29 protein-coding genes and 1 tRNA gene are annotated in these 26,442 nt (G+C 68.1%); 26 read left to right on the plus strand and 4 right to left on the minus strand.

Annotation, left to right across the window (positions count from 1 at the left end):
• The 9 genes from gspE to gspM are packed head-to-tail and all read left to right on the plus strand — an operon-like array spanning position 1 to position 7,103.
• Entirely contained in the window at positions 1–1,512 is a 1,512-nt protein-coding gene (gene gspE / locus ACP69V_RS05915; protein ID WP_426023053.1) for a type II secretion system ATPase GspE, read from the plus strand.
• Positions 1,512–2,723, plus strand: coding sequence for a type II secretion system inner membrane protein GspF (gene gspF / locus ACP69V_RS05920; RefSeq protein WP_426023054.1), 1,212 nt, complete (start codon positions 1,512–1,514; stop codon positions 2,721–2,723). Before gspE ends, gspF begins: the two co-directional genes overlap by 1 nt.
• A gap of 11 nt (positions 2,724–2,734) precedes the next feature.
• On the plus strand, positions 2,735–3,187 hold the full coding sequence (gene gspG, locus ACP69V_RS05925; protein ID WP_346495453.1) for a type II secretion system major pseudopilin GspG: 453 nt from the start codon (positions 2,735–2,737) through the stop codon (positions 3,185–3,187).
• The gene (locus ACP69V_RS05930; RefSeq protein ID WP_426023055.1) at positions 3,156–3,614 is read left to right on the plus strand and encodes a GspH/FimT family pseudopilin; all 459 of its coding nucleotides are present in this window, start codon (positions 3,156–3,158) and stop codon (positions 3,612–3,614) included. Before gspG ends, ACP69V_RS05930 begins: the two co-directional genes overlap by 32 nt.
• The gene (gspI, locus tag ACP69V_RS05935) at positions 3,607–3,963 is read left to right on the plus strand and encodes a type II secretion system minor pseudopilin GspI (RefSeq protein ID WP_426023056.1); all 357 of its coding nucleotides are present in this window, start codon (positions 3,607–3,609) and stop codon (positions 3,961–3,963) included. Before ACP69V_RS05930 ends, gspI begins: the two co-directional genes overlap by 8 nt.
• Positions 3,960–4,556 (plus strand): type II secretion system minor pseudopilin GspJ, encoded by a 597-nt coding sequence (gspJ, locus tag ACP69V_RS05940; RefSeq protein ID WP_426023057.1) that lies wholly within the window; start codon positions 3,960–3,962, stop codon positions 4,554–4,556. The genes gspI and gspJ overlap by 4 nt, the downstream gene beginning before the upstream one ends.
• Before the next feature lie 26 nt (positions 4,557–4,582).
• Positions 4,583–5,539 (plus strand): type II secretion system minor pseudopilin GspK, encoded by a 957-nt coding sequence (gene gspK / locus ACP69V_RS05945; protein ID WP_426023058.1) that lies wholly within the window; start codon positions 4,583–4,585, stop codon positions 5,537–5,539.
• Positions 5,536–6,636, plus strand: coding sequence for a type II secretion system protein GspL (gspL, locus tag ACP69V_RS05950; RefSeq protein ID WP_426023059.1), 1,101 nt, complete (start codon positions 5,536–5,538; stop codon positions 6,634–6,636). Before gspK ends, gspL begins: the two co-directional genes overlap by 4 nt.
• 5 nt (positions 6,637–6,641) lie before the next feature.
• Positions 6,642–7,103, plus strand: coding sequence for a type II secretion system protein GspM (gspM, locus tag ACP69V_RS05955; protein ID WP_426023060.1), 462 nt, complete (start codon positions 6,642–6,644; stop codon positions 7,101–7,103).
• 3 nt (positions 7,104–7,106) lie between these two features.
• On the opposite strand, the gene rpiA is transcribed toward gspM, so the two are convergent.
• Positions 7,107–7,790 carry a ribose-5-phosphate isomerase RpiA gene (gene rpiA, locus ACP69V_RS05960; protein ID WP_426023061.1) on the minus strand — a complete coding sequence of 228 codons (684 nt, stop codon included), beginning with the start codon at positions 7,788–7,790 and terminating at the stop codon, positions 7,107–7,109.
• Positions 7,787–9,139, minus strand: coding sequence for a bifunctional UDP-N-acetylglucosamine diphosphorylase/glucosamine-1-phosphate N-acetyltransferase GlmU (gene glmU, locus ACP69V_RS05965; protein WP_426023062.1), 1,353 nt, complete (start codon positions 9,137–9,139; stop codon positions 7,787–7,789). The genes rpiA and glmU overlap by 4 nt, the downstream gene beginning before the upstream one ends.
• A gap of 58 nt (positions 9,140–9,197) precedes the next feature.
• On the opposite strand from glmU, the gene ACP69V_RS05970 reads away from it, so the two are divergent.
• From ACP69V_RS05970 to ACP69V_RS05980, 3 genes are all read left to right on the plus strand, one after another.
• Positions 9,198–9,917, plus strand: coding sequence for an HAD-IA family hydrolase (locus ACP69V_RS05970; RefSeq protein ID WP_426023063.1), 720 nt, complete (start codon positions 9,198–9,200; stop codon positions 9,915–9,917).
• Positions 9,918–10,017: 100 nt separating this feature from the next.
• Positions 10,018–11,307, plus strand: a complete 1,290-nt coding sequence (locus ACP69V_RS05975; RefSeq protein WP_426023064.1) for a dicarboxylate/amino acid:cation symporter — start codon at positions 10,018–10,020, stop codon at positions 11,305–11,307.
• Between the two features lie 56 nt (positions 11,308–11,363).
• Positions 11,364–11,438 (plus strand) — tRNA-Val (locus tag ACP69V_RS05980).
• Between the two features lie 18 nt (positions 11,439–11,456).
• Here ACP69V_RS05980 and ACP69V_RS05985 read toward each other — a convergent pair.
• Entirely contained in the window at positions 11,457–12,386 is a 930-nt protein-coding gene (locus tag ACP69V_RS05985) for an ROK family protein (protein ID WP_426023065.1), read from the minus strand.
• Between the two features lie 244 nt (positions 12,387–12,630).
• Here ACP69V_RS05985 and ACP69V_RS05990 point away from each other — a divergent pair, with 244 nt between their 5' ends.
• The 4 genes from ACP69V_RS05990 (at position 12,631) to ACP69V_RS06005 (ending at position 15,977) form a co-directional block, all read left to right on the plus strand.
• Positions 12,631–12,771: a hypothetical protein gene (locus ACP69V_RS05990; RefSeq protein ID WP_167762578.1), complete on the plus strand. Its 141-nt coding sequence runs from the start codon at positions 12,631–12,633 to the stop codon at positions 12,769–12,771.
• A gap of 66 nt (positions 12,772–12,837) precedes the next feature.
• A complete protein-coding gene (locus tag ACP69V_RS05995) occupies positions 12,838–14,208 on the plus strand; it encodes a class II 3-deoxy-7-phosphoheptulonate synthase (protein ID WP_426023066.1) in 1,371 nt (456 codons plus the stop codon).
• Positions 14,209–14,361: 153 nt separating this feature from the next.
• Positions 14,362–14,937: a prephenate dehydratase domain-containing protein gene (locus ACP69V_RS06000; protein WP_426023067.1), complete on the plus strand. Its 576-nt coding sequence runs from the start codon at positions 14,362–14,364 to the stop codon at positions 14,935–14,937.
• A 317-nt stretch (positions 14,938–15,254) separates the two neighbouring features.
• Entirely contained in the window at positions 15,255–15,977 is a 723-nt protein-coding gene (locus ACP69V_RS06005) for a chorismate mutase (RefSeq protein WP_426023068.1), read from the plus strand.
• 441 nt (positions 15,978–16,418) lie between these two features.
• Here the strand turns inward: ACP69V_RS06005 and panC are convergent, their stop codons facing one another.
• Positions 16,419–17,279: a pantoate--beta-alanine ligase gene (gene panC / locus ACP69V_RS06010; protein WP_426023069.1), complete on the minus strand. Its 861-nt coding sequence runs from the start codon at positions 17,277–17,279 to the stop codon at positions 16,419–16,421.
• A 75-nt stretch (positions 17,280–17,354) separates the two neighbouring features.
• Here panC and ACP69V_RS06015 point away from each other — a divergent pair, with 75 nt between their 5' ends.
• The 10 genes from ACP69V_RS06015 (at position 17,355) to gmk (ending at position 26,424) form a co-directional block, all read left to right on the plus strand.
• Positions 17,355–18,032, plus strand: a complete 678-nt coding sequence (locus tag ACP69V_RS06015) for an SPOR domain-containing protein (protein WP_426023070.1) — start codon at positions 17,355–17,357, stop codon at positions 18,030–18,032.
• Between the two features lie 129 nt (positions 18,033–18,161).
• Positions 18,162–18,998 (plus strand): division plane positioning ATPase MipZ, encoded by an 837-nt coding sequence (locus ACP69V_RS06020; RefSeq protein ID WP_426023071.1) that lies wholly within the window; start codon positions 18,162–18,164, stop codon positions 18,996–18,998.
• A 7-nt stretch (positions 18,999–19,005) separates the two neighbouring features.
• Positions 19,006–19,434: a J domain-containing protein gene (locus tag ACP69V_RS06025; protein ID WP_426023072.1), complete on the plus strand. Its 429-nt coding sequence runs from the start codon at positions 19,006–19,008 to the stop codon at positions 19,432–19,434.
• A gap of 646 nt (positions 19,435–20,080) precedes the next feature.
• Positions 20,081–21,025 (plus strand): ACP S-malonyltransferase, encoded by a 945-nt coding sequence (gene fabD, locus ACP69V_RS06030; protein WP_426023073.1) that lies wholly within the window; start codon positions 20,081–20,083, stop codon positions 21,023–21,025.
• 142 nt (positions 21,026–21,167) lie between these two features.
• Positions 21,168–21,908: a 3-oxoacyl-[acyl-carrier-protein] reductase gene (gene fabG / locus ACP69V_RS06035; protein WP_426023074.1), complete on the plus strand. Its 741-nt coding sequence runs from the start codon at positions 21,168–21,170 to the stop codon at positions 21,906–21,908.
• A gap of 179 nt (positions 21,909–22,087) precedes the next feature.
• Positions 22,088–22,327 carry an acyl carrier protein gene (locus ACP69V_RS06040; protein WP_008264317.1) on the plus strand — a complete coding sequence of 80 codons (240 nt, stop codon included), beginning with the start codon at positions 22,088–22,090 and terminating at the stop codon, positions 22,325–22,327.
• Positions 22,328–22,478: 151 nt separating this feature from the next.
• Entirely contained in the window at positions 22,479–23,750 is a 1,272-nt protein-coding gene (fabF, locus tag ACP69V_RS06045; protein ID WP_426023075.1) for a beta-ketoacyl-ACP synthase II, read from the plus strand.
• A gap of 1 nt (position 23,751) precedes the next feature.
• Positions 23,752–24,912, plus strand: coding sequence for an endolytic transglycosylase MltG (mltG, locus tag ACP69V_RS06050; RefSeq protein WP_426023076.1), 1,161 nt, complete (start codon positions 23,752–23,754; stop codon positions 24,910–24,912).
• The gene (locus ACP69V_RS06055; protein ID WP_426023077.1) at positions 24,909–25,793 is read left to right on the plus strand and encodes a YicC/YloC family endoribonuclease; all 885 of its coding nucleotides are present in this window, start codon (positions 24,909–24,911) and stop codon (positions 25,791–25,793) included. The genes mltG and ACP69V_RS06055 overlap by 4 nt, the downstream gene beginning before the upstream one ends.
• A complete protein-coding gene (gmk, locus tag ACP69V_RS06060) occupies positions 25,783–26,424 on the plus strand; it encodes a guanylate kinase (protein ID WP_135195780.1) in 642 nt (213 codons plus the stop codon). The genes ACP69V_RS06055 and gmk overlap by 11 nt, the downstream gene beginning before the upstream one ends.
• Positions 26,425–26,442: the final 18 nt, after the last annotated feature.

Here is a 26,442-nt window from a genome sequence, read left to right on the forward strand (position 1 = left end):
GTGATCACGCTGGTCAGCCCCAGCCTGCCCTATGGGTTCGCCAAGCGGCACGGCGTGCTGTTGCTGGACATCGATGACGTGGCGCGGGTGGGGCTGCGGCATGGCGCGGACCCGATGGCCCTGATCGAGACGCGGCGTGCGCTGGGTCGGCCGCTGGCGGTCGAGCCTCTGACCCAGGCGGCGTTCGACCGGCAGCTGTCGGAAATCTACGCCGGCGACCATCTGACGGGCGGGGATGGCGACGACCTGGACATGCCGGCGGGGCTGGAAAGCCTGATCGACGACATCCCGGCGGCGGCGGACCTGCTGGACACCGCCGACGACGCGCCGGTCATCCGGCTGATCAACGGGGTGATTGCCGAGGCCGTGCGGGCCGGGGCGTCGGACATCCACCTGGAAACCTACGAGACGGCGCTGTTGGTCCGTATGCGGATCGACGGAGTGCTACGCGAGGTCCTGACCCTGAACCCGCGCATTGCGCCTTTGCTGGTGTCGCGGATCAAGGTCATGGCGCGGCTGGACATCGCGGAAAAACGCGTGCCGCAGGACGGGCGGATTCCGCTGGCGCTCGGCGGCAAGACGCTGGACGTGCGGGTGTCCACCCTGCCGTCGCGGGGCGGCGAGCGGGTGGTGCTGCGGATCCTGGACAAGGATCAGGCCGGCATGACGCTGGACCGGCTGGGCATGGATACGGACGCCTTCGCCGCCTTCAAGGGGGCGCTGGCCGAGCCGAACGGGATCATCCTGGTCACGGGGCCAACGGGTTCGGGCAAGACCACCAGCCTGTACGCCGGGCTGTCGTTGCTGAACGACCAGACGCGCAACATCCTGACGGTCGAGGACCCGGTCGAATACGCCATTGACGGCGTTGGCCAGACGCAGGTCAACACCAAGGTCGGCATGACCTTCGCCGCCGGCCTGCGCGCCATCCTGCGCCAGGATCCGGACGTGGTGATGGTGGGCGAAATCCGCGACGTGGAGACGGCGGGCATCGCCGTTCAGGCCTCGCTGACCGGGCATCTGGTGCTGTCGACCGTCCACACCAACGATGCGGTCGGGGCGGTGACGCGGTTGCGCGACATGGGGGTGGAGCCCTTCCTGCTGGCCTCGACCCTGCGTCTCGTCGTGGCCCAGCGGCTGGTGCGACGGCTGTGCGGCGAGTGCCGGACGCCCGAGATCGCCGACAAGACGACCGCCCGTCTGATCGGCGCCAAGGCCGGGGTGCGCGTCTGGCGTCCGCACGGCTGCGCCCACTGCGCCAACACCGGCTATGTCGGCCGGGTCGGCCTGTATGAGGTGCTGAAGATCGACGATCGCGTCCGTCGCCTGATCGCCGCCGAGGCCGACGGCGACGCCCTGAGCGCCGCGGCGTTCGCACAGGGCGGGACATTGGCGGATCGCGCGCGCGACATGGTCCTGCAAGGCGTGACGTCGATCGAGGAGGCGGTGCGAGTGTCGCGTCAGGAAACCGCCGTCGATCTGGATGGCGACAGTTCGGGCGAGGCGGGCTGATGGCGGCGTTCGATTATGTCGCCGTGGACGCGGCCGGACGCACGGTGTCCGGCGCCCTGACCGCAGCGGACGAGGTTGCGGCGCGAAGCCTGTTGTCGCGTCGTCGGCTGGCCTTGCTGGAGATCACGCCTGCACGCGTCGTCGGCCGGGCCGAGACCGCCGCGCGGCCGGGCGGCAAGCTGAACGCCAAGACCCTGGCCCTGACCACGCGGCAACTGGCGACCCTGATTTCCGTGGCCCCGATCGAGGAGGCTCTGCGGACCCTGGCGCTTCAGGCCGACCGTGTCGCGGTTCGCCGGGTGCTGGAAGGCGTCCACGCCGGGGTGATGGAGGGGCGTCGTCTGTCCGACGCCATGAGCCGCCAGGGCCAGGCCTTTCCGCCCCTCTATCGGGCCATGGTCTCGGCCGGCGAACAGTCGGGGGCCCTGCAACCGATCCTGGAGCGGCTGGCCGACGGGCTGGAGCGCGACCAGCAGGTGCGCGGCAAGGTGATCACGGCGCTGGTCTATCCGTGCGTGCTGGCGGTCGTGGCGCTGGGCGTCATCGGCGCCCTGATGACCTTCGTCGTGCCCAAGGTGGTGGATCAGTTCGACAGCATGAACCAGACGCTGCCCTTGCTGACGCGGCTGGTGATCGGCGTGTCGGACCTGATGCGGAACTGGGGCTGGCTGGTGCTGGTCGTCCTGGCCGTTCTGGCGGCGGCGGGCGTCGTGGCGCGTCGCAGACAGAACATCCGAATGACGATGGACCGCGCAGTGCTGCGTCTGCCGCTGGTCGGACGGCTGACGCGCGACCTGCACGGGGCGAAGATGGCGCGGACGCTGTCGACGATGATCGCCGCGGGCCTGCCGGTGCTGGAGGGTCTGACGATCACGGCGCGCACGGTGTCCAACCGGGCGCTTCGTCAGGCGACCGAGGCCATGGCCGACGCCGTGCGCGAGGGCGGCGGGCTGTCGGCCGCCATGCGCCGCGCCGACGTCTTCCCGCCGATCCTGGTTTACATGACCGCCTCGGGCGAGAGCAGCGGACGGCTGGAGCCGATGCTGGAGCGCGCCGCCGACTATCTGGAACGCGAGTTCTCGACCTTCACGGCCGTGATGCTGAGCCTGCTTGAGCCGGCCATCATCGTCGTCATGGGCGGCGTGGTCGCCCTGATCGTGCTGTCGATCCTGCTGCCGATCCTTCAGATCAACACCCTGGCGGTGGGATGAAAGGACTTCTCATGACCAAGACCGAACCCCGGACCCGCCGGCGCAAGCGCGAAGGCTTCACCCTGGTGGAGCTGATGGTGGTCATCGTGATCATCGGCCTGCTGGCCACGGTGGTGGCCATCAACGTCCTGCCCAGCCAGGACCGCGCCATGGTCGGCAAGGCCAAGGCTGACATCTCCGTGCTGGAACAGGCGATCGAGACCTATCGGCTCGACAATCTGAACTTCCCCACCGACCAGCAGGGGCTGCAGGCCCTGGTCGCGCCGCCCGCAGGCCTGACCCAGCCCGAACGCTACCGCGAGGGCGGCTATGTGCGCCGTTTGCCGGAAGATCCTTGGGGCAACGCCTACCAGTATCGGCGCCAGAGCGCCCACGGCGGGCAGTTCGACGTCTTCTCGCTGGGGGCGGACGGCAAGGAGGGAGGGGAGGGCAATGACGCCGACCTTGGAAACTGGCAGGGCTAGGCCCGCCGTCCGGGCCGGATTCACCCTGGTCGAGCTGATGGTCGTGATGACGATCATCGGCCTGGCGGCCGGCGCCGTCGTTTTGTCCATTCCCGATCCCCGGCCCTCGGTCGGGATGGAGGCGGAAAGGTTCGCCGCGCGGCTGGTGCGCGCCAGGGAAGAGGCGATCCTGACGAACCGACCGGTCGCGGTGGATGTGGACCGCGTCGGCTATCGCTTTTCCAACTTCGACGGGCGGGACTGGACCGCCCTGAACGGCGTCTTCACGGCCCAGACCTGGGACGAGGGCCTGGGCGCGCCAGGAGGGGCGCGGATCGTCTTCGATCCGACCGGCGTGACGGACCCGGCCGAAATCAGGCTGATGCGCGACGGCAGGAGGCGCACCGTCGTCGTGGACGGCGCAGGCGAGGTGGTGGTCGATGGCTGACCGCGCCGGCTTCACCCTGATCGAGATGCTGGTCGCCCTGGCGGTGTTCGCCCTGGCGGCGCTGGCCCTGCTGAACCTGTCGGGAGAGAGCACGCGCTCGGCCGCCCGTGTCGAGGCGCGCACCCTGGGCGGCATCGTGGCCGAAAACGTCGCGGCGGAGGCCATGATCGCCCCTAGCTTGCCGGTCGGGGAGACGTCGGGCGAGACGACGCTGGGCGGCCAGGTCTGGCGCTGGCGGCGCGTGGTCAGCGGGACGGAGGTTCCGGGCGTGGGCCGCATCGACGTGCGGGTGGCCAACGACGAGGGCCAGGCGGCGGATCGTGTGCTGTTCCGGGCGGCGGGCGCATGAAGACCGCCAAAGCCCGCGCGGGCTTCACCCTGGTCGAGGTGTTGGTCTCGCTGCTGATCTTCGCCCTGCTGGCGGCGGCGGGCGCCCTGGTGCTGGGCCAGACGATCGACACGCGGTTTGCGGTCCAGAGCAATGTCGAACGCACCGCCGCCCTGCAACGGACGCGCGCCCTGCTGAAGGCTGATCTGGCCCAGGCCTCCGACCGGCGCACGCGCGGGCCCAGCGGACGGCCCCTGCCGCGCGCCCTGATGGGGGCGCAGGCGCCGGGCGATCCGGTTCTGGTCCTGGTCCGCAACGGGTGGAGCAATCCCGACGCTGCGGCGCGGCCGTCGCTGCAACGCGTGGAATATCGGCTGACCGATGGGCGGTTGGAACGGCGGGTGTCGCCCTATCTGGACGGGGCGCGGGCGGGCGCCGCCCAAGTGCTCTACACCGGCGTCCGCGACGTGGCGGTCACCTTCCTGCAGGACGGCAGCGAGGCCCCGGCCTTCATCTCGAACAGCGCGCGGCCCTTGCCCGACGCGGTGCGGGTGGTCATGACGCTGGACGGCATCGGACGCGTCGAACAGCTGTTCCTGGTGGCGGCGGCGTGAGGGGGCGGCGTCGAGAACGCGAGGGGATGGCCCTGCTGACCGTCCTGCTGCTGGTGGCGGTGATGGCCGTCGTGGCGGTGGCCATCCTGGACGACGTGCGCTTTTCCGTTCGCCGCACGACCAATGTGGAGACCCAGGCCCAGGCCCAGTGGTACGCCGCCGGCGCCGAAAGCCTGGCGCGGCGCCAGATCGAGGATCTGATCGCCGCAGACCCCGTCCGCACGCCGCTGGAGCCGCGATGGGACGGGCGGGTGCTCAGCTTCCCTATCGAGGACGGCGCGATCCAGGCGGTGGTCCACGACGGCCAGGCCTGTTTCAACCTGAATAGTCTGGTGCTGGGCCAGGGCGAGGACCTGGTGGCGCGGCCGGAGGGGCTGGCGCAGTTCGTGGCGCTGGGGACGGCGCTGGGGCTGCCGCGTACGCGAATGGCGACGGTCGGCGCCGCCTTGACCGACTGGATGGACGCGGACGGCGACCCCCTGCCGGGGGGCGCGGAGGATGCGCGATACGCCGGACTGTCGGTCCCCTATCGCACCGCCGGGATCATGCTGGCCGATGTCAGCGAGATGCGGGCCGTCGCCGGGATGGACGACGGGCTTTACCGGCGTCTGCGGCCCTATGTCTGCGCCCTGCCGACGACCCGGCTGTCGGCGATCAATGTGAACACCCTGAGACCGGATCAGGCGCCGTTGCTGACGATGCTGACGCGCGGCGCGCTGGGGCCGGCGGCGGCGAAGACCGCCATCGCCGCGCGACCGGCGACCGGTTGGGTCAGCGCCGACGCCTTCTGGGCGCAGCCGGCCCTTCAGGATTTCACGCCCGACGACGAGACGCGCGCGCAGGCCACGCTGCTGACGCGCTTTTTCGACCTGACCGTCGATGTCGATTACGGCGGCGCCCACGCCGTCCGCACCGCCCTGTTGTACGCCGCGCCCGAAGGGGGCGTGCGCACCGTCATCCGCCGCTGGATACCCGAAGAATGACCACGACCCGCATCGTCCAGATCCCTCCGGCGGCGTCCATGCCCGCGCCCTTCGTCGTATTTGATGGCCAGGGCCGGGTGATTCAGCGCGGCGCCTTGCTGCTGGAAGGCGAGGCGCCGCACGCCGAGGTGCGCACCCTCGCGGTCGCGCCGGGGGCCGATGTCCTGATCCGCTGGCTGGACCTGCCGGTCGGCGGCGCGGCCCAGACGCGGGCGGCGGCGCGCTGGATGCTGAAGGACGACCTGGCGGCCCTGCCGGATCGCACCGTGGTCGCCGTCGGCGCGCCCGGCGTCGCGGACGGTCCCCGCCTGACCGCCGCCGTCAGCGCCACCCTGCTGGAGGCCTGGATCGACTATCTGGCCGCCCTGGGCGTGTCGGTCGAGGCCGTCGTGCCCGACTGTCTGGTCCTGCCTGAGCCGGACGACGACCTGACCCTGACGACGGTGGCGGTCGGCGGCGATGTGGCCCTGCGCGGGCGCGGGTTCGCCGCCACGGTCCAGGCCGATCTGGTTCAGGCCATGGCGGGCGATCGGTCGCTGGCGCCCCTTGGGGATTGGGACGCGGCCCTGTCGGCGCTGGCGACCGCGCAGCCGCCGGTCAATCTGCTGTCCGGCGTGGAGCGGACACGCCAGGTATCGAGCGGCGGCTGGCGCCGGGTCGCGGCCTTGGCTGCGGCGGTGGTGATCTCGCCGCTGATCCTGGCCGTCGCGGGCGCAGCGCACGACCAGCATGAGGCCAGCCAGGCCCGCGAGGCGACCCTGGCGCTGATCGCGGAGGCTCTGCCGGACGCGGCCAAGGCGGCGGATCCGATCGCGGAGGCGCGCCGTCAGTTGGCTGCGGCCCCGCCGCCCGGCGGCATGGCGGCGGCGTCCGCCGCCCTGTTCGCTGCGGTGGAGGGCGTCGAGGGTGCGGAACTGGACGGCATGTCGTCTTCGGCAGGCCAGGGGTTGAGGGCGACCGTCAGCTATCCCGCCTTCGGCGACCTGGACGCCATGCGGACGGCGCTGAACGGATCGGGGCTGAGCCTGTCGGACACCAGCACCGTCGAGGACGGCGGTCGCGTGGTCAGCGAAGTCGTGCTGAAAGGCGCGTCATGAACGGAATGATCGCACAGACAATGGCCTGGTGGGACGGACGGTCCCTGCGCGAGCAGCGGATGCTGGCGGTGATGGGGGTGCTGGTGTTCGCGGTTCTGGCGTGGCTGCTGATCGTGCGGCCGGTCTGGGCCTGGCGCGCCGACGCGGCCGATCAGCGTGCGACGGCGGAGGCGGACCTGTCGACGATCCGGCGCGCGCTGGGCGATGCGGCGCCCCGTTCGACGGGGGCGAGCGGCGTCGACATTCAGGCCGTCGTGGCCGAGGTCAGCGCGGCCGGGGGCGTTTCGCCCGTCATGGGGATGTCGCCCGACGGCGGCCTGGGGTTCGCCCTGACCAATGTCTCGACCGCTGCGGCCTTCGGCTGGCTGGCGGCGCTGGACGGGCGCGGCGTTCAGGCGACCAGCCTCAACGTGGTCGAGAACGCCGATGCGACCCTGAGCGTCGAAGGGGCTCTGGCGGCGAAATAGCGGTCAGGGCAGGCGTTCTTCGACGCCGTCGTCCGTGCCGATGATGGCCAGGTCCGCCAGGTCCAGGAACAGGCCGTGTTCGACCACGCCGGTGATCAGTTTCAGATCGTCGGCCAGGCGAACCGGGTCGTGGATGGCCTTGCAGCCCGCGTCATAGATCAGGTTGCCGCCGTCGGTGCGGACCAGGCCGCGATCCGCCTGGCGCACGCGGGCGGGCTGATTGATGTCATGGTCGATCAGGACGTCGGCGATGCGGTTCGCCGTGGTCTTGTGACCGAAGGCGACGACCTCGATGGGCAGGGGGAAGGTCCCCAGCACCGGAACCACCTTGGCGGCGTCGGCGATGACGATGCAGCGGGCCGAGGCCTCCCACACCAGTTTCTCGCGCAGCAGGGCCGCGCCGCCGCCCTTGATCAGGGCCAGGCCGGGGCCGACCTCGTCGGCGCCGTCGATGGTCAGGTCGATGCGGGGCGTGTCTTCCAGCGTGGACAATGTCAGGCCCAGTTCGCGCGCCAGGTCAGCGGTCTTTTCCGAGGTCGGGACGCAGCGCAGGCCGGGCAGGCCCCGCGCCGCCAGCGCCTTGACGAACCAGGCGGCGGTGGAGCCGGTGCCCAGGCCGACGATCATGCCGGCCTCGACATGGGCGGCGGCGGCCTCGCCGGCGTTCTTCTTTTGCTGATCGCTCATTTGGATTTTGCGGCTTTCTGAGCTTTCGCCTTCTCGCGGAAGGCGGCGCCGGCGTCCGGCTTGAGGGTTTGTCGGGCGCGGCCGAAGGCGAGAGCGTCGGCGGGCACGTCATCGGTGATCACCGAGCCGGAGGCGACGATGGCGCCGTCGCCGATCACGACCGGGGCGACCAGGCTGGAGTTGGAGCCGACGAAGGCGCCGGCGCCCACGTCGGTGCGGGCCTTGTTGAAGCCGTCGTAGTTGCAGAAGATCGTCCCGGCGCCGATGTTGGCGCCCGCGCCGACCGACCCGTCGCCCAGATAGGCCAGATGATTGGCCTTGGCGCCCGCGGCCATTTTCACATTCTTCACCTCGACGAAATTGCCGACCTTGACCCCCTCTGATAGGTCCGCGCCGGGCCGCAGCCGGGCGTAGGGGCCGACCTCGGCGCCGGAGGCGACGCGGGCGCCCTCAATGTGGCTGAAGCTGCGGATGCGGGCGCCGCCCTCGATCACCGCGCCGGGACCGAAGACGACGAAGGGTTCGATGACGGTTCCGCCGCCGACCTGAGTGTCCCAGGCGAAATGGACGGTATCGGGCGCGCTCATGGTCACGCCCGCCGCCAGGAAGGTCTCGCGCTGGACGCTCTGGAAAAGGGCTTCGGCCTGGGCCAGTTCGGCCTGGGAATTGACGCCCATGACGGCGTCCTCGGCGGCGAAGACGGCGCGGGTCGGATGGCCGCCCTTGCGAGCCAGTTCGACCACGTCGGTCAGATAGTATTCGCCCTTGGCGTTGTCGTTGGTCACATCCGCCAGCAGCGAGAACAGCAGGGCGGCGGGGGCGGCCATGACGCCAGAGTTGCAGGCGGTGATGGCGAGGACTTCGGCCGACGCCTCCTTGGCCTCCGTGATGGCGGTCAAGGCGTCGCCGTCCAGGATCAACCGGCCATAGGCGCCGGGATCGCGCGCCTCGAAGCCGATCACGGTCACACCATCGGCATTGAACACAGGCGCGATGTCGGCGGCCTTCAGCAGGGGCACGTCGCCGTAGGTGACGACAACCTCGCCGTCGAAGCCTACAAGCGCCTGTTCGGCGGCGCGGACGGCGTGGCCGGTGCCCAGCGGCGGGTCCTGGACGGCGACGGCGGCCTCGCCGAGGCGTTTGACGACATGGGCGCGGACCTCGGGCGAGTGGGTTCCGACGACAACGACAATCCGTTCACAGCCCAGGCCCTCGGCCGCGTCGATGGCGTGATCCAGCATGGCGCGATGGGCCACCGGATGCAGCACCTTGGGCAGGGGCGACTTCATCCGCGTGCCCTGGCCGGCGGCGAGAATGATGGCGGCGCGGGGGCGCGTCTGGCTGGTCATGAATCGTCTCGCGGTCTAGTCGTCCTGCGATCTAGCCCATCATGCGGGCCAGCGGGAGATGTGGATGACCGATCGCGATCTGGAAGGCTGGACCATCGCCTTCGATCTGGATGGGACGCTGGTCGATTCCGCGCCGGACCTGATCGGTACGCTGAACCGGTTGCTGGTCGAGGAGGGGTTGCCGCCCGTGCCGATGGAGGCTGCCTCGACCCTGATCGGTTCGGGTGCGCGGGCGCTGCTGGTTCACGGCTTCGAGGCGGCGGGCGCGTCGGTCGAACGGGCGCAGTCGGACTCATTGTTCGAGCGTTTCCTGGTCGATTACGCCGCCCATATCGCCGACGGGTCCCGGCCGTTCGACGGCGTGGTCGAGACGCTGGAGCGGTTGAGCGCGCGCGGGGCCAGTCTGGTCGTGGCGACCAACAAGCGCTCGGATCTGTCGGAATTGCTGCTGGAAAAGCTGGACCTGACCCGGCATTTCGCCGCCATCGTCGGGCCGGACCGGGTCAGCGCCCGCAAGCCCTCGGGTGCGCATCTGAAGGAGGCGGTCATCAAGGCCGGCGGCGATCCCGAGCGGGCCATTATGGTCGGGGATGCGGCGCCCGACGCGGAGGCGGCCAAGGATGCGGGCATGCCGTGCATCCTGGTCACCTTCGGCTTTACGCCCGTGCCGGTCGAGGAGCTGGGCGCCGACGTGCTGATCGACGATTTCGAGGATGTCGAGGAGGCCATCGACGGCATCCTGTCGGACTTCTACGTCATGAAGGCGCTGAAATTCTGAGGGGCGCCGACAGGAAATCTGTCGGCTGAATGATCGCCGGAGCGGTTGCGGATCGACGCCGCGATGGACAGATTGGCGCACCCCTGTTGAAAGCAACTTCATGCTCGCCAGATTTTTCAAGATCCCGCTGTGGCAGCGCACCGCCGCCGGCTTTGTCCTGGGCATCGTCGCCGGGCTGATCCTGCGTGAACGGGCCGAGGTCTGGCTGCAGCCGATCGGCGACGTCTATCTGAACCTGATCCGCATGGTGGTGGCGCCCCTGGTGCTGTTCACCATCGCCAGCTCCATCGCCAAGCTGGGCGAGGGGGCGGGGGCCGTGCGGCTGGGCGTGCGGACCATCGTCTGGTTCGCCATAACCTCGCTGCTGGCCGTGCTGGTCGGTTTCGCCTTCGGCCACATCATCAATCCGGGCGTCGGCCTGTCCAATCTGCCGCTGGGCGAGGTCAAGGAACGGGTGATCCCGACGCCGCTGGAGGTGCTGATCGGGGTGGTGCCGACCAATCCGTTCGCGGCCCTGGCCGAGGGCAAGGTGCTGCAGATCATCTTCTTTTCGGCCTTGGTCGGCATGGCGCTGGTGGCCCTGGGCGACCGGGCCCAGGGCGTGCGGCGGCTGGTGGACGAAGGCGCGGCCGTCATCTTCCGCATCACCCGCTGGGTGATCCAGCTGACGCCCATTGGCGTGTTCGGCCTGATCGGCTCGGTCGTCGGCGGCTATGGCTGGGAAGCCCTGCTGCCGCTGCTGAAGTTCATCGGGGCCATCTACGTCGCCTGCCTGTTCCACATCCTGATCGTCTATTCGGGCCTGCTGAAATTGCATGGGCTGAAGGTCACCAGCTTCTTCCGCGGCGCCTTCGCGGCCCAGCAGACGGCCTTCGCGACCTCGTCGTCGCTGGGAACCCTGCCGATCACCCTGCGCCAGACGGTCGAACGGCTGGGCGTGCCCCAGGCCTATGCCGCCTTCGCCGTGCCCCTGGGCGCCAATGTGAAGATGGACGGGTGCGGCGCCATTTATCCGGCGATCGCCTCGATCTTCATCGCCCAGTATTTCAAGATCGACCTGACCCTGACGCAATACATCCTGATCGGCCTGACGGCGGTGCTGGGCTCGCTGGGCACGGCGGGTGTGCCCGGCACGTCGATCGTCATGCTGACCCTGACCCTGTCCACGGCGGGCCTGCCGCTGGAAGGCATCGGCTATATCGTCGCCATCGACCGGGTCATCGACATGATGCGCACGGCGACAAACGTGACCGGACAGATGCTGGTCCCGGTGCTGGTGGCCAAGGAGGAGGGCATCCTGAACGAGGACATCTACAACGGTCACGTCGCCTGGCTTCCGGGCGACCCGGAAGCCGACACGGCCGAAGGTGTTCGCGCCGCCGGAATCTGAAACAGGCGCTTGCGCGGGGACGGCGACCGGGCTATGTCGCCGCCTCCGCAAGGCAAGGACGCGTAGCTCAGCGGGAGAGCACCTCGTTCACACCGAGGGGGTCACAGGTTCAATCCCTGTCGCGTCCACCATCCTCCCCCATTTCCTACCTAGCCTTGCATCGCCCAGTCTTGCGGCCATTGGCCCGTGACTGAACGGTAGGCGAGTGCGAAGGCGCCGATCAGGCCGGCCGAGGCGCCGGCGGTTGGAGCGGCGATATAGGCATCCATGTCGAGACTGCGGAGGCTGGCGTCATAGCCGCCCAACTGTCGTTTCAGCGCATTTCGAACCAGATCGTACATCTGCGGCTGCATCACGCCGCCGCCGATGATGATTCGCTCGGGCCGCAGCGTGTAAGTCAGGTTCGTGCAGAGGCCGGCGATATATTCGGCTGCCATCGCCCAAGCCGGGTGGTCTGTCGCAAAGGTCTCGGCAGGCTCGCCCCAGCGCGCGTGAAGGGCAGGGCCGCTGGTCAGGCCTTCCAGGCAGTCGCCGTGAAAGGGACAGATGCCCGCGAACGTCTCGTCGCTTTTTGCGCGGGGCAGGCGGATATGACCGGCTTCGGGATGGTTCGCCCCGCCGTGAGGCGCGCCGCCGATCATCACCCCGACGCCTACACCGGTCCCGACCGTGACGTAGCAGAAGCTGTCCAACCCCTTTCCGCTGCCAAACAGGCGTTCGCCGATGGCCGAGCCGTTCACGTCGGTGTCCAGCGTCATCGGCACATCCAGCGTGCGCCGCAGATGAGCGAGCAGATTGACGTTGCTCCAGCCGGGCTTGGGCGTCGTGGTGATCGCGCCGTAATCGGCCGCGTCGGGGCGCAAGGAGAGGGGACCGAAGCTGCCGATCGCCAGCGCCGCCAGCTTGCCGTGCCGCGCCTGGGCCTCCACGAAGAAGGCGGCGACGGCATCCAGAGTCTCGTCAGGCGTGGTGGTGGGGATTCGGATCTGGTCGATGAGCCTGCCGCCGACGTCCGCGACGCCGCAGATGAATTTGGTGCCGCCGGCCTCGACGCCGCCGAGCAGGATGGGTTGGGTCATTGTGGCTCGCCTGTTGGGTGCGACGAAGGTTCGCGGGACTGAACGCGGAGTGCTTTAAGGCGTTTATCGTCCATGACACTTCTTGCTCGCATATTGATCACGCTGGACGCCACGACGAAGATTCTGACACGCAAGGAACGGGTGCTCTGAGGAGCAATCCGTGCGCGGCAGGATTTGGCGATTGCGTTGAACGCGATGCATCGCCACCTTCACCGTCAGACTAGGACATGAGACGAGGACGCCAATGGCCCGCAAACCCAACTACAGCTTCGAGCGTCAGGAACGCGACCGCGCGGCGGCCATAAAGGCGGCCGAGAAGGCGGCGGCCAAGGCCGAACGCAAGGCCGAAACCGCGACTGAAAAGGCGCCGCCCGCCGAAGACTGACGCTTTACCGCAAAATCCATCCGTCTTTTCGTTGTTTGGACAGGCGCAAAGTCCTATTCTTGCACGATGACACGCTGGACCCCCGAAAGCTGGAGAACAAAGACCGCCCTGCACATGCCGGCGGACTATCCAGATCCCAAAGCCCTCGCCGTCGTCGAGGACGAACTGCGCGCCCTGCCGCCGCTCGTCTTCGCCGGCGAGGCCCGCCGCCTGACGTCGAAACTGGCGCAGGTGGAGCGTGGCGAGGCCTTCCTGCTGCAGGGCGGCGACTGCGCCGAGAGCTTCAAGGAGTTCTCGACCGACAATATCCGCGACACCTTCCGCCTGATCTTGCAGATGGCGGTCGTCCTGACCTTCGCCGGCCGCAAGCCGGTAGTGAAGGTCGGCAGGATCGCCGGTCAGTTCGCCAAGCCGCGTTCGTCGCCGCTGGAGGAGATCGACGGCGTCGAACTGCCCAGCTATCGCGGCGACATCATTAACGGCATGGGTTTCACGCCGGAAGAGCGCGTGCCCGATCCACAACGTCTGATCCGGGCCTATAACCAGTCGGCCTCGACCCTGAACCTGCTGCGGGCCTTCGCCGGCGGCGGATACGCCGATCTGTACAATATCCACCGCTGGACCCTGGGCTTCGCGGGCGATAACGCCGCCGGCGCCCAGTACCGCGAACTGGCCGACAAGATCACCGAGGCCCTGGCCTTCATGGAAGCCGTGGGCGTCACGCCCGAAACCCACCCGGATCTCAGCCGGGTCGAGGTCTTCACCAGCCACGAGGCCCTGCTGCTGAACGTCGAGAGCGCCCTGACGCGCCTGGACGGCGGTTCGGGCGAATGGTTCGACACCTCGGCCCACATGCTGTGGATCGGCGAACGCACGCGTCAGCTGGACGGCGCCCATGTCGAGTTCATGAAGGGGATCAAGAACCCCATCGGCGTGAAGTGCGGACCGACGATGACGGCCGACGACCTGCTGCCGCTGATCGACGCCCTGAACCCGGACAATGTCTCGGGCCGCCTGACCCTGATTGGTCGTTTCGGTCACGACAAGGTCGGCGAACGTCTGCCCAAGCTGATGCGCGAGGTGAAGGCGTCGGGCCGCAAGGTCGTCTGGTCGATCGACCCGATGCACGGCAATACGCTGAAGGCCGGCAACGGCTACAAGACCCGGCCGTTCGACCGGATCCTGGGCGAGGTTCGGACCTTCATCGACGTGGCCGAGGCCGAGGGCGTCCACCCCGGCGGCGTCCACTTGGAGATGACCGGCCAGAACGTCACCGAGTGCATCGGTGGCGCCCAGGCGGTGACCGAGGACGACCTGTCCAACCGCTATCACACCCACTGCGACCCGCGCCTGAACGCCGACCAGGCGTTGGAGCTGGCGTTCCTGGTCGCCGAGCGGCTCAAGGCGGGGCGGGTCGCGCAGTCGGTGGCGGCTTAGATCGGTTTCGTAGCCCTCGGGCTTGTACCGAGGGCTCACGTCGCCTCAGATAAGGGCGTTTCTGGTCATGGCCGCGCCATCGAAGCCGCGCCACGTCTGGATATCGAATACGAAAAGACTGGCCGTACGCGGTGAGTCTGAAGGTGACGATCTATGGACTCTGCGACGCAAGACGAAAAACCCGGCCGGGTCGCCTATCAGGGTGCGCCGGGCGCATTCAGCCATGAGGCTTGCCTCGCTCTGCGCCCGTGGGACGAGGCGGTGGCGTTCGAGACATTCGAAGGGGCGATCGAGGCGCTGAAGTCCGGTGACTGCGGTTGTGCGCTTATCCCGGTAGAAAACTCGACCATCGGCATAGTCGAGCCGGCCGCGACGCTGGTGCGGGCGCTGGGCGTAGCGCCGGTGGCCGAGGTCTGGCGACCGATTCGTCACGCCCTGATGGCGGTGCAGGGCGCGCGTCTGGCGGACATTCGAACCGTCGAAAGCCATCCGATCGCCTTGGCGCAGTGCGAGCGCACCCTGAAGACGCTGTCGCACATCAAGGTGATCGAGCATTACGACACCGCCGGTGCGGCGCGCGATGTCGCCGAAGCGGGTGATCCGACGCGGGCGGCCATCGCTCCGGTTGGCGCCGCAGAGGTCTATGGCCTGTCGATCCTGCGCAACGACTTGCAGGATTCCAGCGATAATCAGACGCGTTTTGTCCTGTTGAGCTTCCCTGAGGGTTGACGGCGCACGGTCTTTGCGTCCTTAAGACCTGCACGGATCGCAAAACGATCCGCATAACCGGAACCGGACCATGTCCCGCCAGCGCGCTCTTTCTGTTTCTTCCGACCGTTCGCGCGCGGTTTCCGGCCTCTATTTCGGCTACGGCTTTTACGGCTTTCGATATGCCGGCTGAGGCGTCGGGCGCACTTCGTCCCTGACAGTCTCACCGGCGACCGCTCTGGATCAGAGCGGCTGTTCGCCCCTGCACATATCGAAATCCAGAATGCCGAAAGCCCGATTCCATGCCCAATTCCAACGTCCAGCAAGTGTGGCCTGACATGGCCGATCTGACCCCCGAGCAGCAGGCGCTCGCCGCCCTGCGCGCCGAAATCGACAGCATCGACGACCAAATCCTGGCCCTGTTCGAGCAACGCCTCGCCGTCGCCGCCACCGTGGGGCGCGCCAAGGATGCGCCGACAGGCCCGCATACCAAGCTGCGTCCCGACCGCGAGCAGACCGTGCTGTCGCGGATGCTGAAACAGGCCAAGCCCGAGAACGCCGAAGCCGTCGAGCATCTGTGGCGCGAGATCGTCGGCTGGGGCTTGGCGCGCCAAGGCCGGTTGCAGGTGCAGGTCTGGGCGCCGATCGAACCGACCCGCGCCTATGACGGCGCCCGCCTGCGCTTCGGCGCCGCCGCCGACATCAAGATGGTGCGCGATCCGCAGAAGGCGCTGGCCTTCGCCGCCGAAGGGCACGGCATCGCGGTGCTGGCGATCAACACCGAGGACGCCTGGTGGATGGGCCTGCGTCGCGAATGGTCGATGCTCAGCGTGTTCGACGGATACGGCGGCGAGACGCCGACGTCGCTGGCCGTGGGCAAGATCGATCCGCCGGCCCTGCCGAGAGGCCGCCGCGTCGTGGTGACGGCCGGCGGAGACGCGGGCGACGGCGGCGGCGCGCGACGCTGGGGCCTCAATACGCATCACGGCTGGACCATCGCCCTGACCGACGCCGACCTGGCGCCGGGCGAGGCCGAAGGCTGCGTCGGCGCGATCGGTTAGACCTGTCCGCGTTTGATGGAATCCTGGGTTCTCGACCGGCGGCTGCCATGTCACGGTCGCCAGCCATCCTTTTCACCTGAGCGAAACCGCATCTTTTCAGCGGCTTGAAGGGTGGGATCGGCTTTTTCCTGAGTCCGATGTCAAACGCGGTTATGATACCGGCTCGGTCTTTGACATCGCCATCCCTCCACAAGACTTGGACTCGTTAGACTGTTTTTTCCGAGTCCAACTTTCAGACCCGAATTGCACTTTTATTGCACAGTGCAATTCGGGCTCTGTTGTTTTCTCCAAAGAAAACAATGATCCTTTGCGTCAATTGCACGCCATAGCACCATTTTTCACGCGTGCAATTCGCCGTCCTGCCTGGCGCTGTCGCCGAAACGGCTTGAAGCTCGGATCGCAGAGGAGAGCCGTGTCCAGAAACGGATGCGGCCCTTCTTTTCAGACGGCCATATTGTCGATCAGGCGCGTCTTGCCCAACCAGGCGGCGGCCAGGATGCGGGCGGGGGCGTCGACGATGTCGTTGCGGAACGGCGTCAGATCCTCGGCGTGGCGAATGACGACGTAATCGACACGTTCGAACCCGGCTTTCAGGATGGCGGCATAGGCTTCGCGCTCGACGCCGGGGAGGGGGCGGCCGCTGGCGGCCTGGATGCCGGCTTCAGCCAGAATGCCGTTCAGACGCCGCGCGATCTCCAGTTCCGCCTCTGACAGGTAGCCGTTGCGCGAGGACAGGGCCAGGCCCCAGCCGTCGCGTTCGGTCGGGGCGCCGACGATCTCGACCGGCAGATCCAGATCCCGCACGAAGCGACGGATGACCATCAGCTGCTGATAGTCCTTCTCGCCGAAGACGGCGACATCGGGCTGGACCTGGTTGAACAGCTTGGTGACGATCAGGGCGACGCCGCCGAACATCTGCGGCCGGAAATCGCCTTCCAGGCCCAAGGCCGGACCGGCCATGGCGATGCTGGTGGCGAAGCCGTCGGGATACATTTCCTCGGCCGAAGGCGCGAACATCAGGTGACAGCCGGCGCCGGCCAGCAGGCGCGCGTCTTCTTCCTGTTGTCGGGGATATTTGCCCAGGTCTTCGTGGGCGGCGAACTGGGTCGGATTGACGAAGTTTGAAGCCACGACGCGGTCGGCGCGATGCGCGGCCTCGCGCACCAGGGTCAGGTGGCCTTCATGCAGGGCGCCCATGGTCGGAACCATGCCGACGCTCAGGCCTTGTCGTTTCCAGTCCCGGACGATCGCACGCAGTTCGGCGACGGTGCGGACAACGGGGAGGGGGGCGGCGTCTATCATTATGAAGCGATTAACCTTTCCGCTTAAGCCTGTTGATGCACCAGACCGCAAAGTCTGGGCTCTAGGGTCATGCTTATGACGCCCGCAGAAGCGACCCGTCCAGTTCTGATCGCCCTGGCCTGCGCCGGCGGCCTGGCCTTGGCCGGCTGCGGTGCGGTGGACAGCGATCCTCATCGTTTCCGTTCGATGGCCGAGAACGTCGCCGCGATCGACGTTCCGCTGACGCCCGGCGCCCGCGAAGGCGGACATCGATCCGCCGAGCAGGATGGTCTGCGCCCCGCCCGGTTTACGCCGGTCAAGGTGGCCGTGATGGACCCGCATGCCATGTGGGACGCCCGCGACGCCCAAGCCGGCATTCGTCACGAGGTCGAGGATACGGGTCTGCGCGACGCCGTTATCCGCGTCACTCAGCCCGTGGTTCAGGCGGCGGCGCCCGCCGTCGTCAAGACCGCAGCGGACGAGGCGGTCGCGCGGATCCAGCCGCCCATGTTGCGTCCGGCCAGCCTGAGCGTTCCAACGCAGGGGCGCACGATCCAGCTGGGCGCCTATTCCAGTCCCTCCGGCGCGCAACAGGCGTGGGCGCGGCTGAGGGCCAAGTCCGATCTGGCGGGCCTGTCGCCGGTGTTCGAGGACGTTCAGGTCAACGGCCGCAGCCTGACGCGGCTGAAGGTCGGACCGGTCTCGACCGAAACCGCCGCCGCCGTGTGCCGGTCCGCCGATGTCGCGGACGCATGGTGCGCGCGCAACAGCTGAGGCCCAGCCGCTCGCCGTCCACAGGTCTGCGTTAAGGTTCCGTTGACGTTTGCAGCATTGAGGCCGAATCTCGCCGGACCTAGGACCGCGCAGCTTGAGTCGCGCGGTCGGCACAGAGGATTCCCTCGAATGACGCAGCCGCATGTGATCGTTCTCGGCAACGAAAAGGGCGGGGCGGGCAAGTCCACCCTGGCCATCCACATCGTGACAGGCATGCTGCACGCCGGGCGGACGGTGGCGATCATCGACCTGGACCTGCGTCAGCGGTCGATGCAGCGCTTCTTCCACAATCGCCTGGCCTGGCTGGCCGCGAATGGACAGACGCTGCCGCAGCCCTTCATCCCCGACATGGGCGATGGCAAGGCCCTGGCCAAGGCGGATGTCGCCCAACAGATCGCCGCGTTCGAGCGCGCCTTCGACGAGGCGGCGGCGCAGGGCGTGGATTGCATCCTGATCGATACGCCGGGCGGGGACACGGCCGTTTCGAACGCGGCGCATGCTCGCGCCGACCAAATCGTGACGCCGATGAACGACAGTTTCGTCGACTTCGACCTGCTGGGCGACGTCGATCCGGTGACGCTGGATCTGCTGAAGCCGTCGATCTATTCCGAGAGCGTCTGGGAAGCGCGCAAGCAGCGGGCCATCGCCCAGGGGCGCCACGCCACCATCGACTGGCTGGTAGTCACCAATCGCCTGGCCGTCGCCGAGGCGCGCAACCGCAAACGTCTGGAAGAGCGGATGACCAAGCTGGCCAAACGGGTCGGCTTCCGCGTCGGGCCGGGCCTGCGCGACCGGGTCATCTATCGCGAACTCTTCCCCTTCGGCCTGACGGTGGCGGACCTGTCGAACGACATCCGGCCGGTGGCGGTTTCGCTGGCCCACGTCGCCGCGCGCCAGGAGATGCGCAACCTGATGAAGGCGATGGGACTGGAACAGGCGCTCAGCCCTTTGGACGTGGCGGCCTGATTTCCTGATGGCCTTGATCTGGCTGGCCCTGGCGGCGATCGCCGTCTGGGCGCTGGTGCGGCTGGGCCGGCAAACCGAGCGACGCGGTCGGGCGCATTGGCGCGTGACGGCGACCCTGCTGGGGGCAGTCATGCTGGCTGGCGGCGCCCTGGCGGCGTTTCGCGGGTCGTGGCTGACGGCGGCGGTCCTGGCGGGGGCGGGGCTCTATCTGGCCTGGTCCTCGCGCATCCGGCCCGTGATCCGATCCGAACCAATCAGCGAAGCCGACGCCCGCGCCGTTCTGGGCGTCGGGCCGGGCGCGAGCGAGGCCGAAGTTCACGCGGCGTGGAAGCGGGCCATGGCGCGCGCCCACCCGGATCAGGGCGGCACCGAAGGCCTGGCCATCCGCGTCAATGCGGCGCGGGATAGACTGTTGAGAAAGACCGGACGCGTCTGAGCCCGCCCTCGGCGTAAGCCGGGGCGTGGAAGGAGGCCCATTCTTGGAGGGCTGGGCGGAGCGCCGGGCCTTCGCCCGGAGTGTGAGTTTGTAAGTACCGTTTCGACGAAGGGTATGACGCTCCGCGCGGAAGGTTGGCCTGCTGACCCTCGGGTCAAGCCCGAGGACGGGGCGTCGAGCGGTGGCGGTCTTATCGCCTAACCCCATAAGCCTGCGACGGATCGGCAGTCCCTGCGAGGACTGTCCCGAGTGCGGCCGAGTATCCCCCCCGCGCCCCTCCGACACCGCTCCATGAGTCGATGTCAACACGAGCCGTTCCAGACCCGCCCCCATTCCATCCGCTCCCGCCGCCGCAAGGTCGCAGGCCAAGCGAGCTTGTGCGGGTTGGCTTAACCTCTCCGCGCGTGGAGGCGCGGGGAGAACAGGTCGCGGGAGCGACCACAGGGGCGACTCTGACAGGGTGATGACCACGCCAGCTTCGGAGACCGAGCCGCCCCCTCCTGGCGCTCGCTGACGCGATCGCCTGTCCTCCCCGTCGACCTTCGCCGACGGGCAGGTGAGCGTGGCGGAGCCGCTACCGCCTTGCCCTCACGGAAGTCTGGCCTTACGGGTCCGCGCTCTTGATCAATGATTCAGGGAGGGGTCGATGACCCTCGCACTTCTGTTTCCGGGGCAGGGCAGCCAGGCCGTCGGCATGGGCGCGCAGTTGGCCGACGCCTTCCAGTCTGCGCGCGACGTCTTTGCCGAGGTGGACGAGGCGCTGGGGCAGAAGCTGTCCGTGCTGATGCGCGAGGGGCCTGAAGACCAGTTGACCCTGACCGAGAACGCCCAGCCCGCCTTGATGGCGGTGTCGGTGGCGGCGATCCGGGCGCTGAAGGTCGAGTTCGGTTTCGACGTGACGACGGCGGCCTATGTCGCCGGTCACTCGCTGGGCGAATATTCTGCTCTGGCGGCGGCCGGGGCGATCTCGCTGTCGGATACGGCGCGGCTGCTGAAGCTGCGCGGCCAGGCCATGCAGCGCGCGGTTCCGGTGGGGCAGGGGGCGATGGCCTCGCTGATCGGTCCCAAGACCGACCTGGCCCTGGCCGAAGCGGCGGCGGCGGCCGGTTCGGAAATCGGGATCTGCGTGGTCGCCAACGATAACAACAACGGCAATATCGTCATATCGGGCGAGAAGGCGGCCGTGGACCGAGCCATCGAGAAGGCCAAGGAACTGGGCGCGCGGGCGATTCCGCTGAACGTCTCGGCGCCCTTCCACTGCCCGCTGATGCAGCCGGCGGCGGACGAGATGGCGGCGGCCCTGGCTTCGGCGACCATCGTGGCGCCGGTCGTGCCCGTGGTGGCCAATGTGCTGGCGCGGCCGGAGCGCGATCCTGAAGTCATCCGCCGGCTGCTGGTCGAGCAGGTCACCGGCCGTGTGCGTTGGCGCGAGAGCATGGAGTGGATGGCGACGGAAGGCGGCGTGACCCGCTTCGTCGAGATCGGCTCAGGCAAGGTGCTGACCGGCATGGCCAAGCGGATTGCGCCGGAGGCCGAGAGCCTGCCGCTGAATACGCCTGAAGAGCTGGAAGCGTTCGCCAAGGCTCTTTGATTTAGCCGCTCATCCCGGCGAAAGCCGGGACTCAGATCTTTGGGCGATGAGCGTTTGGGTTTGCGCAGGAACGGTGATCCCGGCCATCCTGCGCATGAAAGCACTGGGCCCCGGCTTTCGCCGGGATGAGCGGAGAATCTAAATGTTCAATCTTGCAGGCAAGACCGCGCTGGTGACCGGCGCGACGGGCGGGATCGGCGGGGCCGTGGCGCGGGGGCTGCACGCCCAGGGCGCGACCGTGGTGCTGTCGGGCACGCGCGAGGCGGTGCTGGCGGATCTGGCCAAAGAGTTGGGCGAGCGAGCGCATTTCGCCACGGCGAACCTGTCGGATCCCGAGTCGGTCGATAATCTGGTCGCGGCGGCCGAGGCGGCGGCGGGCGCGCCGCTGGACATCCTGGTGGCCAATGCGGGCATCACCAAGGACGGCCTGCTGATGCGGATGAAGGACGAGGACTTCCAGTCCGTCCTGACCGTCAATCTGGAAAGCTATTTCCGCCTGACCCGCGCGGCGGTGAAGGGGATGATGAAGCGGCGCTCGGGGCGAATCATCGGCGTGACCTCGGTCGTCGGGGTGACCGGCAATCCGGGCCAGACCAACTATTCCGCGTCCAAGGCCGGCATGATCGGCTTTTCCAAGTCGCTGGCGCAGGAGGTCGGGTCGCGCGGCATCACCGTCAACTGCATCGCGCCGGGCTTCATCGCCTCGCCGATGACGGATGTGCTGAACGACCAGCAGCGCGAGACCATCCTGGGCCGTATCCCGGCCGGCCGACTGGGCTCGGGCGACGAGATCGCGGCCGCCGCCGTCTATCTGTCGTCCGACGAAGCCGCCTATGTGACAGGCCAGACCCTGCATGTGAACGGCGGCATGGCGATGATTTAAGGTCGTCTGCCGTCATCACGACGCGCAACAGACTATTTCCAGCCCGAAAGCCTGTGCTAAAGGGCTTGATGCAACGGCGGTTCGGGCTTTCGGGCTTGCGTCGCCATCGCTGCCGTGAGACGGCGATTTCTTAGCTACCCCCGCCTCCGCGGCGATTTCAAACAGGCAGAGAGACACTCATGTCCGACACCCTAGAGCGCGTTCGCAAGATCGTCATCGACCACCTGGACGCCGATCCGGACAAGGTTACGGAAAAGGCCAGCTTCATCGACGACCTGGGCGCCGACTCGCTCGACAACGTCGAGCTGGTGATGGCCTTCGAAGAAGAATTCGACATCGAGATCCCGGATGACGCCGCTGAGCACATCCAGACGGTCGGCGATGCGGTCAAGTTCATCGACGAAAAGTCGGCCGGCTGATCTCAGTCGCCGATATCGGCCTAACAGGCTGACGGTTCACAGGGCCGCCCGGCGCTCCTAGCGGAGACGCCCGGCGGCCTTTACTGTTTCTGACCTTTGGGAATCTGCGGTGATTCTGAAAGGTCGGGCTGGAGATAAGGGAGCACGCACCATGCGCCGCGTCGTCGTTACGGGCATCGGTCTGCTGACCCCCCTGGGTTGGGGCGTCGAGAAGAGCTGGAAGGGTATCGTCGGGGGACGATCGGGCATTGGTCCGATCACGTCGTTCGACACCACGGGCTATGGCTGCACCATCGCCGGTGAGATTCCGAGCGTCGATGGACGCGGCGGCGGCGGCGAGGGCGACTTCGACCCCGAGAAGATCATGTCCGTGAAGGACAGAAAGCGCGTCGACGACTTCATCCTGTACGCCATCGCGGCGGCGGATGAGGCCCTGGCCGATGCGAACTGGAAGCCCGAGACCGACGAGGACAAGGAACGCACCGGCGTGATGGTGGGCTCCGGCATCGGCGGCCTGGGCCCCATCGCCGAGACGGCCATCGTCCTGAAGGAACAGGGCGTGCGTCGCGTCAGCCCCTTCTTCATCCCCAGCGCCCTGATCAATCTTGCCGGTGGTCAGATCTCGATCCGCCACGGCCTGAAGGGGCCGAACCATGCGGCGGTGACCGCCTGCGCCACCGGCGCCCACGCCATCGGCGACGCGGCCCGGATGATCGCGCTGGACGACGCCGATGTGATGGTGGCGGGTGGGGCGGAAAGCTCGGTCGTGCCGATCGGCATCGCGGGCTTTTTGGCCTGCAAGGCGCTGTGCACCGCCTATAACGACACGCCGGAGAAGGCGTCGCGTCCCTATGACCGAGGCCATGCGGGCTTCATCATGGGCGAGGGCGCCGGGATCCTGGTGCTGGAGGAATACGAACACGCCAAGGCGCGCGGGGCCAAGATCTACGCCGAGGTCGTCGGCTATGGCATGAGCGGCGACGCCTATCACATCACCGCCCCGTCCGAGGACGGCGAGGGCGGGGTGCGGGCCATGAAGATGGCGCTGAAGCGGGCGGGCATGGAGCCGTCGGACCTGGATTACGTCAACGCCCACGGCACCTCGACCATGGCCGACTGGATCGAGCTGAAGGGAATCGAGGGCCTGGCCGGCGATCACGCCAAGAACCTGACCGTCAGCTCGACCAAGTCGATGACGGGCCACCTGCTGGGCGCCGCCGGGGCCATCGAGGCGGCCTTCTGCGTGCTGGCGATCCGCGACCAGGTCGCGCCGCCGACCATCAATCTGGACGATCCGGAGATGGAGACGCCCATCGACCTGGTGCCCAACAAGGCCAAGCCGATGAAAATTGATGTTGCGATGTCGAACAGCTTCGGCTTCGGAGGCACCAACGCCTCGGTGATCTTCAAGAAGGTCGACTGAGATGTTCGGGCGTGGACGGGTCGAGAAATCCAGCGGGCGGTCGGGGTTCACGGTCTCGCTGCTGACCGCGTCCGCGACCTTCGGCCTGTTCCTGCTCGCCGCGCTGATCGCGGTGTGGGCGATCTATTATGCGCCCGGCCCGTCGGCGCGGCAGGGCGACAAGACGGTCGTGACCCTGGCCAGCGGATCGGGGGTCTCGGCCATCGCGGCGCGGATGAAGGCGGCGGGGGTGATCCGTTCGACGGACCTGTTCCGCGCGGCAGCGACCCTGACCGGGGCGGATCGTCGGCTGAGAGCCGGCGAATACGAGGTGCCGTCGGGCACGTCCCTGGCCGGGGTGCTGAACCTGCTGGTCGAGGGACGGGTGGTGCGCCATTTCGTGACCCTGCCTGAAGGCTGGTCGTCTCTGCAGGCGGTGGACATCCTGAACAAGGAGCCGGTGCTGACCGGCGTGGTCGCCGAGACGCCCGAGGAAGGCAGCCTGTGGCCCGACACCTATGAGGTCTCGCGCGGCGATACGCGTCAGTCGGTGATCGACCGGATGCAACGCGCGGCGAACGAGAACCTGCGTCTGCTGTGGAGCCAGCGTTCGCCGGCTACGGTCGCGCGCACGCCTGAGGAGGCGGTGATCCTGGCTTCCATCGTGGAGAAGGAGACGGCCCTGGCGGCCGAGCGTCCGCGCGTGGCGGCGGTGTTCTCGAACCGCCTGCGCGCCGGTATGCGGCTGGAGAGCGATCCGACCATCGTCTATGGGGTGACCAAGGGACGGCCCCTGGGGCGCGGCATCCGGCGCTCCGAACTGCTGGCGCCGACGCCGTGGAACACCTATCAGATCAACGGCCTGCCGCCGACGCCCATCGCCAATCCGGGCAAGGAGGCGGTCCAGGCGGTGCTGAACCCACCGGCCGATCCGGCCCTGTTCTTCGTGGCGGACGGATCGGGGGGGCACGCCTTCGCCCTGACCTATGACGAGCATCTGCAGAACGTGGCGCGCTGGCGTCAGATCGAGCGCCAGAAGGCGGGCCTGCCGCCCGAGGCCGCCTCGCCTGTGACGCCGGGGACCAGCGCGGCGCCGATGACGGCCGAGCCGGCGGCTGCGCCCGTCGCAGGCGGACAGGCGACGATCACGCTTCCGGCCGGCGCGACGCAGGGATCACGATGAGCAGCCTATCTGGAATGACCGGCTTTGGCCGGGCGGACGGGGCCGGCGAGGGCTGGACCTGGTCGGTCGAGGCGCGCTCGGTCAACGGGCGCAATCTGGAGGTCAGGTTCCGTGGACCCAATGGTTTCGATGCGCTGGAGCGGTCGGCCAAGGCGGCGGGCCAGGCGCGGTTCGCACGGGGCCAGGTCACTGTCGGCGTTCAGGCCAAACGAGCAGAGGCGGGCGAGGCGGCGGTCACGATCAACGCCGCGGTGCTGGCGCGCTATCTGACCCTGGCCAATGAACTGGCCGAGGACGGCGCGACGCCGCCGTCGGCCGATGGCCTGCTGGCCCTGCGCGGCGTGATCGAGGCGCCGGAAGAGGTGGACGATCCAGAGGCGCGGGCGGCGGTGGAGGCGGCCATGGCCCGCACCGTCGAAGAGGCGCTGGATGCGCTGAAGGCCTCCCGCCAGAACGAGGGTGCCCAACTGACGCCGGTGCTGGAAGACTTCATCACCCGAATCGAAACGCTGACGACGCAGGCCGAGGGCGAGGCGGCGACCCAGGTCGAGGCCATTCGTGAGCGTTTCACGCGTCGAATCTCTGAGCTGGCGCCGGATGCGCCCGGCCTGGAAGACCGAATTTTTCTGGAGGCCGCCGCCCTGGCGACCAAGGCGGACGTGCGCGAGGAGCTGGATCGGCTGACGGCGCACGTCGCCTCGGCGCGCCAGCTTGTGGCCTCGGCGCCCGCCGGGCGCAAACTCGACTTCTTGATGCAAGAATTCATGCGTGAGGCCAACACGCTGTGCTCGAAATCCGCTACGACCGCGCTCACCGGAATCGGCCTGGAGCTCAAGGCCGTCATCGAACAGTTGCGTGAGCAGGTCCAGAATGTCGAATGAACGCACGCCCCGCCGGGGCGTCCTCCTGATCGTCGCCAGCCCGTCGGGCGCCGGCAAGACGTCGCTGTGTCGCCGGTTGATGGCGGATCACGGCGGCCTGGAGCTGTCCGTTTCCATGACCACGCGCGGCATTCGCCCGGGCGAGGTGCATGGGCGCGACTATAATTTCGTCGAGCACGACGAGTTTCAGCGGCTGATCGACCAGGACGCCTTCCTGGAATGGGCGGACGTTCACGGCAATCGCTACGGCAGTCCGCGCGCGCCGGTGGATCGGGCGCTGGCCGAGGGTCGCGACGTCCTGTTCGACATCGACTGGCAGGGCGCGCGCGACGTGGCCGAGAAATGCCCGGAGGACGCCGTGCGCGTCTTCATCCTGCCGCCCAGTCTGGAAGAGCTGCGCCGACGCTTGGTGACGCGCTCGCAGGACGCCGACGACGTGATCGAGCGCCGTGTCGCCAACGCCAAGGGCGAGATCGAACACTGCGACGCCTTCGACTATGTGCTGGTGAACGAGGACTTCGACCGATCTTACGCCGAATTGGCCCACATCTATCATGCGGAGCGGTCGCGCCGGTTCCGTAACCTGTGGGTCGAGGACTATCGCACCGCGCTGCTGCGCGAGGTCGTCTGAATAAAAAAGCAGCGCCGC

Source organism: Brevundimonas sp. PWP3-1b1, from assembly GCF_049896065.1.
Taxonomy (GTDB): Bacteria; Pseudomonadota; Alphaproteobacteria; order Caulobacterales; family Caulobacteraceae; genus Brevundimonas; species Brevundimonas intermedia_B.

Coding starts and splice junctions, on each gene's coding strand:
- gspF (WP_426023054.1), top strand. CDS start 1,512: ATGGCGGCGTTCGATTATGTCGCCGTGGACGCGGCCGGACGCACGGTG.
- gspG (WP_346495453.1), top strand. CDS start 2,735: ATGACCAAGACCGAACCCCGGACCCGCCGGCGCAAGCGCGAAGGCTTC.
- ACP69V_RS05930 (WP_426023055.1), top strand. CDS start 3,156: ATGACGCCGACCTTGGAAACTGGCAGGGCTAGGCCCGCCGTCCGGGCC.
- gspI (WP_426023056.1), top strand. CDS start 3,607: ATGGCTGACCGCGCCGGCTTCACCCTGATCGAGATGCTGGTCGCCCTG.
- gspJ (WP_426023057.1), top strand. CDS start 3,960: ATGAAGACCGCCAAAGCCCGCGCGGGCTTCACCCTGGTCGAGGTGTTG.
- gspK (WP_426023058.1), top strand. CDS start 4,583: ATGGCCCTGCTGACCGTCCTGCTGCTGGTGGCGGTGATGGCCGTCGTG.
- gspL (WP_426023059.1), top strand. CDS start 5,536: ATGACCACGACCCGCATCGTCCAGATCCCTCCGGCGGCGTCCATGCCC.
- gspM (WP_426023060.1), top strand. CDS start 6,642: ATGATCGCACAGACAATGGCCTGGTGGGACGGACGGTCCCTGCGCGAG.
- rpiA (WP_426023061.1), bottom strand. CDS start 7,790: ATGAGCGATCAGCAAAAGAAGAACGCCGGCGAGGCCGCCGCCGCCCAT.
- glmU (WP_426023062.1), bottom strand. CDS start 9,139: ATGACCAGCCAGACGCGCCCCCGCGCCGCCATCATTCTCGCCGCCGGC.
- ACP69V_RS05970 (WP_426023063.1), top strand. CDS start 9,198: ATGTGGATGACCGATCGCGATCTGGAAGGCTGGACCATCGCCTTCGAT.
- ACP69V_RS05975 (WP_426023064.1), top strand. CDS start 10,018: ATGCTCGCCAGATTTTTCAAGATCCCGCTGTGGCAGCGCACCGCCGCC.
- ACP69V_RS05985 (WP_426023065.1), bottom strand. CDS start 12,386: ATGACCCAACCCATCCTGCTCGGCGGCGTCGAGGCCGGCGGCACCAAA.
- ACP69V_RS05990 (WP_167762578.1), top strand. CDS start 12,631: ATGGCCCGCAAACCCAACTACAGCTTCGAGCGTCAGGAACGCGACCGC.
- ACP69V_RS05995 (WP_426023066.1), top strand. CDS start 12,838: ATGACACGCTGGACCCCCGAAAGCTGGAGAACAAAGACCGCCCTGCAC.
- ACP69V_RS06000 (WP_426023067.1), top strand. CDS start 14,362: ATGGACTCTGCGACGCAAGACGAAAAACCCGGCCGGGTCGCCTATCAG.
- ACP69V_RS06005 (WP_426023068.1), top strand. CDS start 15,255: ATGGCCGATCTGACCCCCGAGCAGCAGGCGCTCGCCGCCCTGCGCGCC.
- panC (WP_426023069.1), bottom strand. CDS start 17,279: ATGATAGACGCCGCCCCCCTCCCCGTTGTCCGCACCGTCGCCGAACTG.
- ACP69V_RS06015 (WP_426023070.1), top strand. CDS start 17,355: ATGACGCCCGCAGAAGCGACCCGTCCAGTTCTGATCGCCCTGGCCTGC.
- ACP69V_RS06020 (WP_426023071.1), top strand. CDS start 18,162: ATGACGCAGCCGCATGTGATCGTTCTCGGCAACGAAAAGGGCGGGGCG.
- ACP69V_RS06025 (WP_426023072.1), top strand. CDS start 19,006: ATGGCCTTGATCTGGCTGGCCCTGGCGGCGATCGCCGTCTGGGCGCTG.
- fabD (WP_426023073.1), top strand. CDS start 20,081: ATGACCCTCGCACTTCTGTTTCCGGGGCAGGGCAGCCAGGCCGTCGGC.
- fabG (WP_426023074.1), top strand. CDS start 21,168: ATGTTCAATCTTGCAGGCAAGACCGCGCTGGTGACCGGCGCGACGGGC.
- ACP69V_RS06040 (WP_008264317.1), top strand. CDS start 22,088: ATGTCCGACACCCTAGAGCGCGTTCGCAAGATCGTCATCGACCACCTG.
- fabF (WP_426023075.1), top strand. CDS start 22,479: ATGCGCCGCGTCGTCGTTACGGGCATCGGTCTGCTGACCCCCCTGGGT.
- mltG (WP_426023076.1), top strand. CDS start 23,752: ATGTTCGGGCGTGGACGGGTCGAGAAATCCAGCGGGCGGTCGGGGTTC.
- ACP69V_RS06055 (WP_426023077.1), top strand. CDS start 24,909: ATGAGCAGCCTATCTGGAATGACCGGCTTTGGCCGGGCGGACGGGGCC.
- gmk (WP_135195780.1), top strand. CDS start 25,783: ATGTCGAATGAACGCACGCCCCGCCGGGGCGTCCTCCTGATCGTCGCC.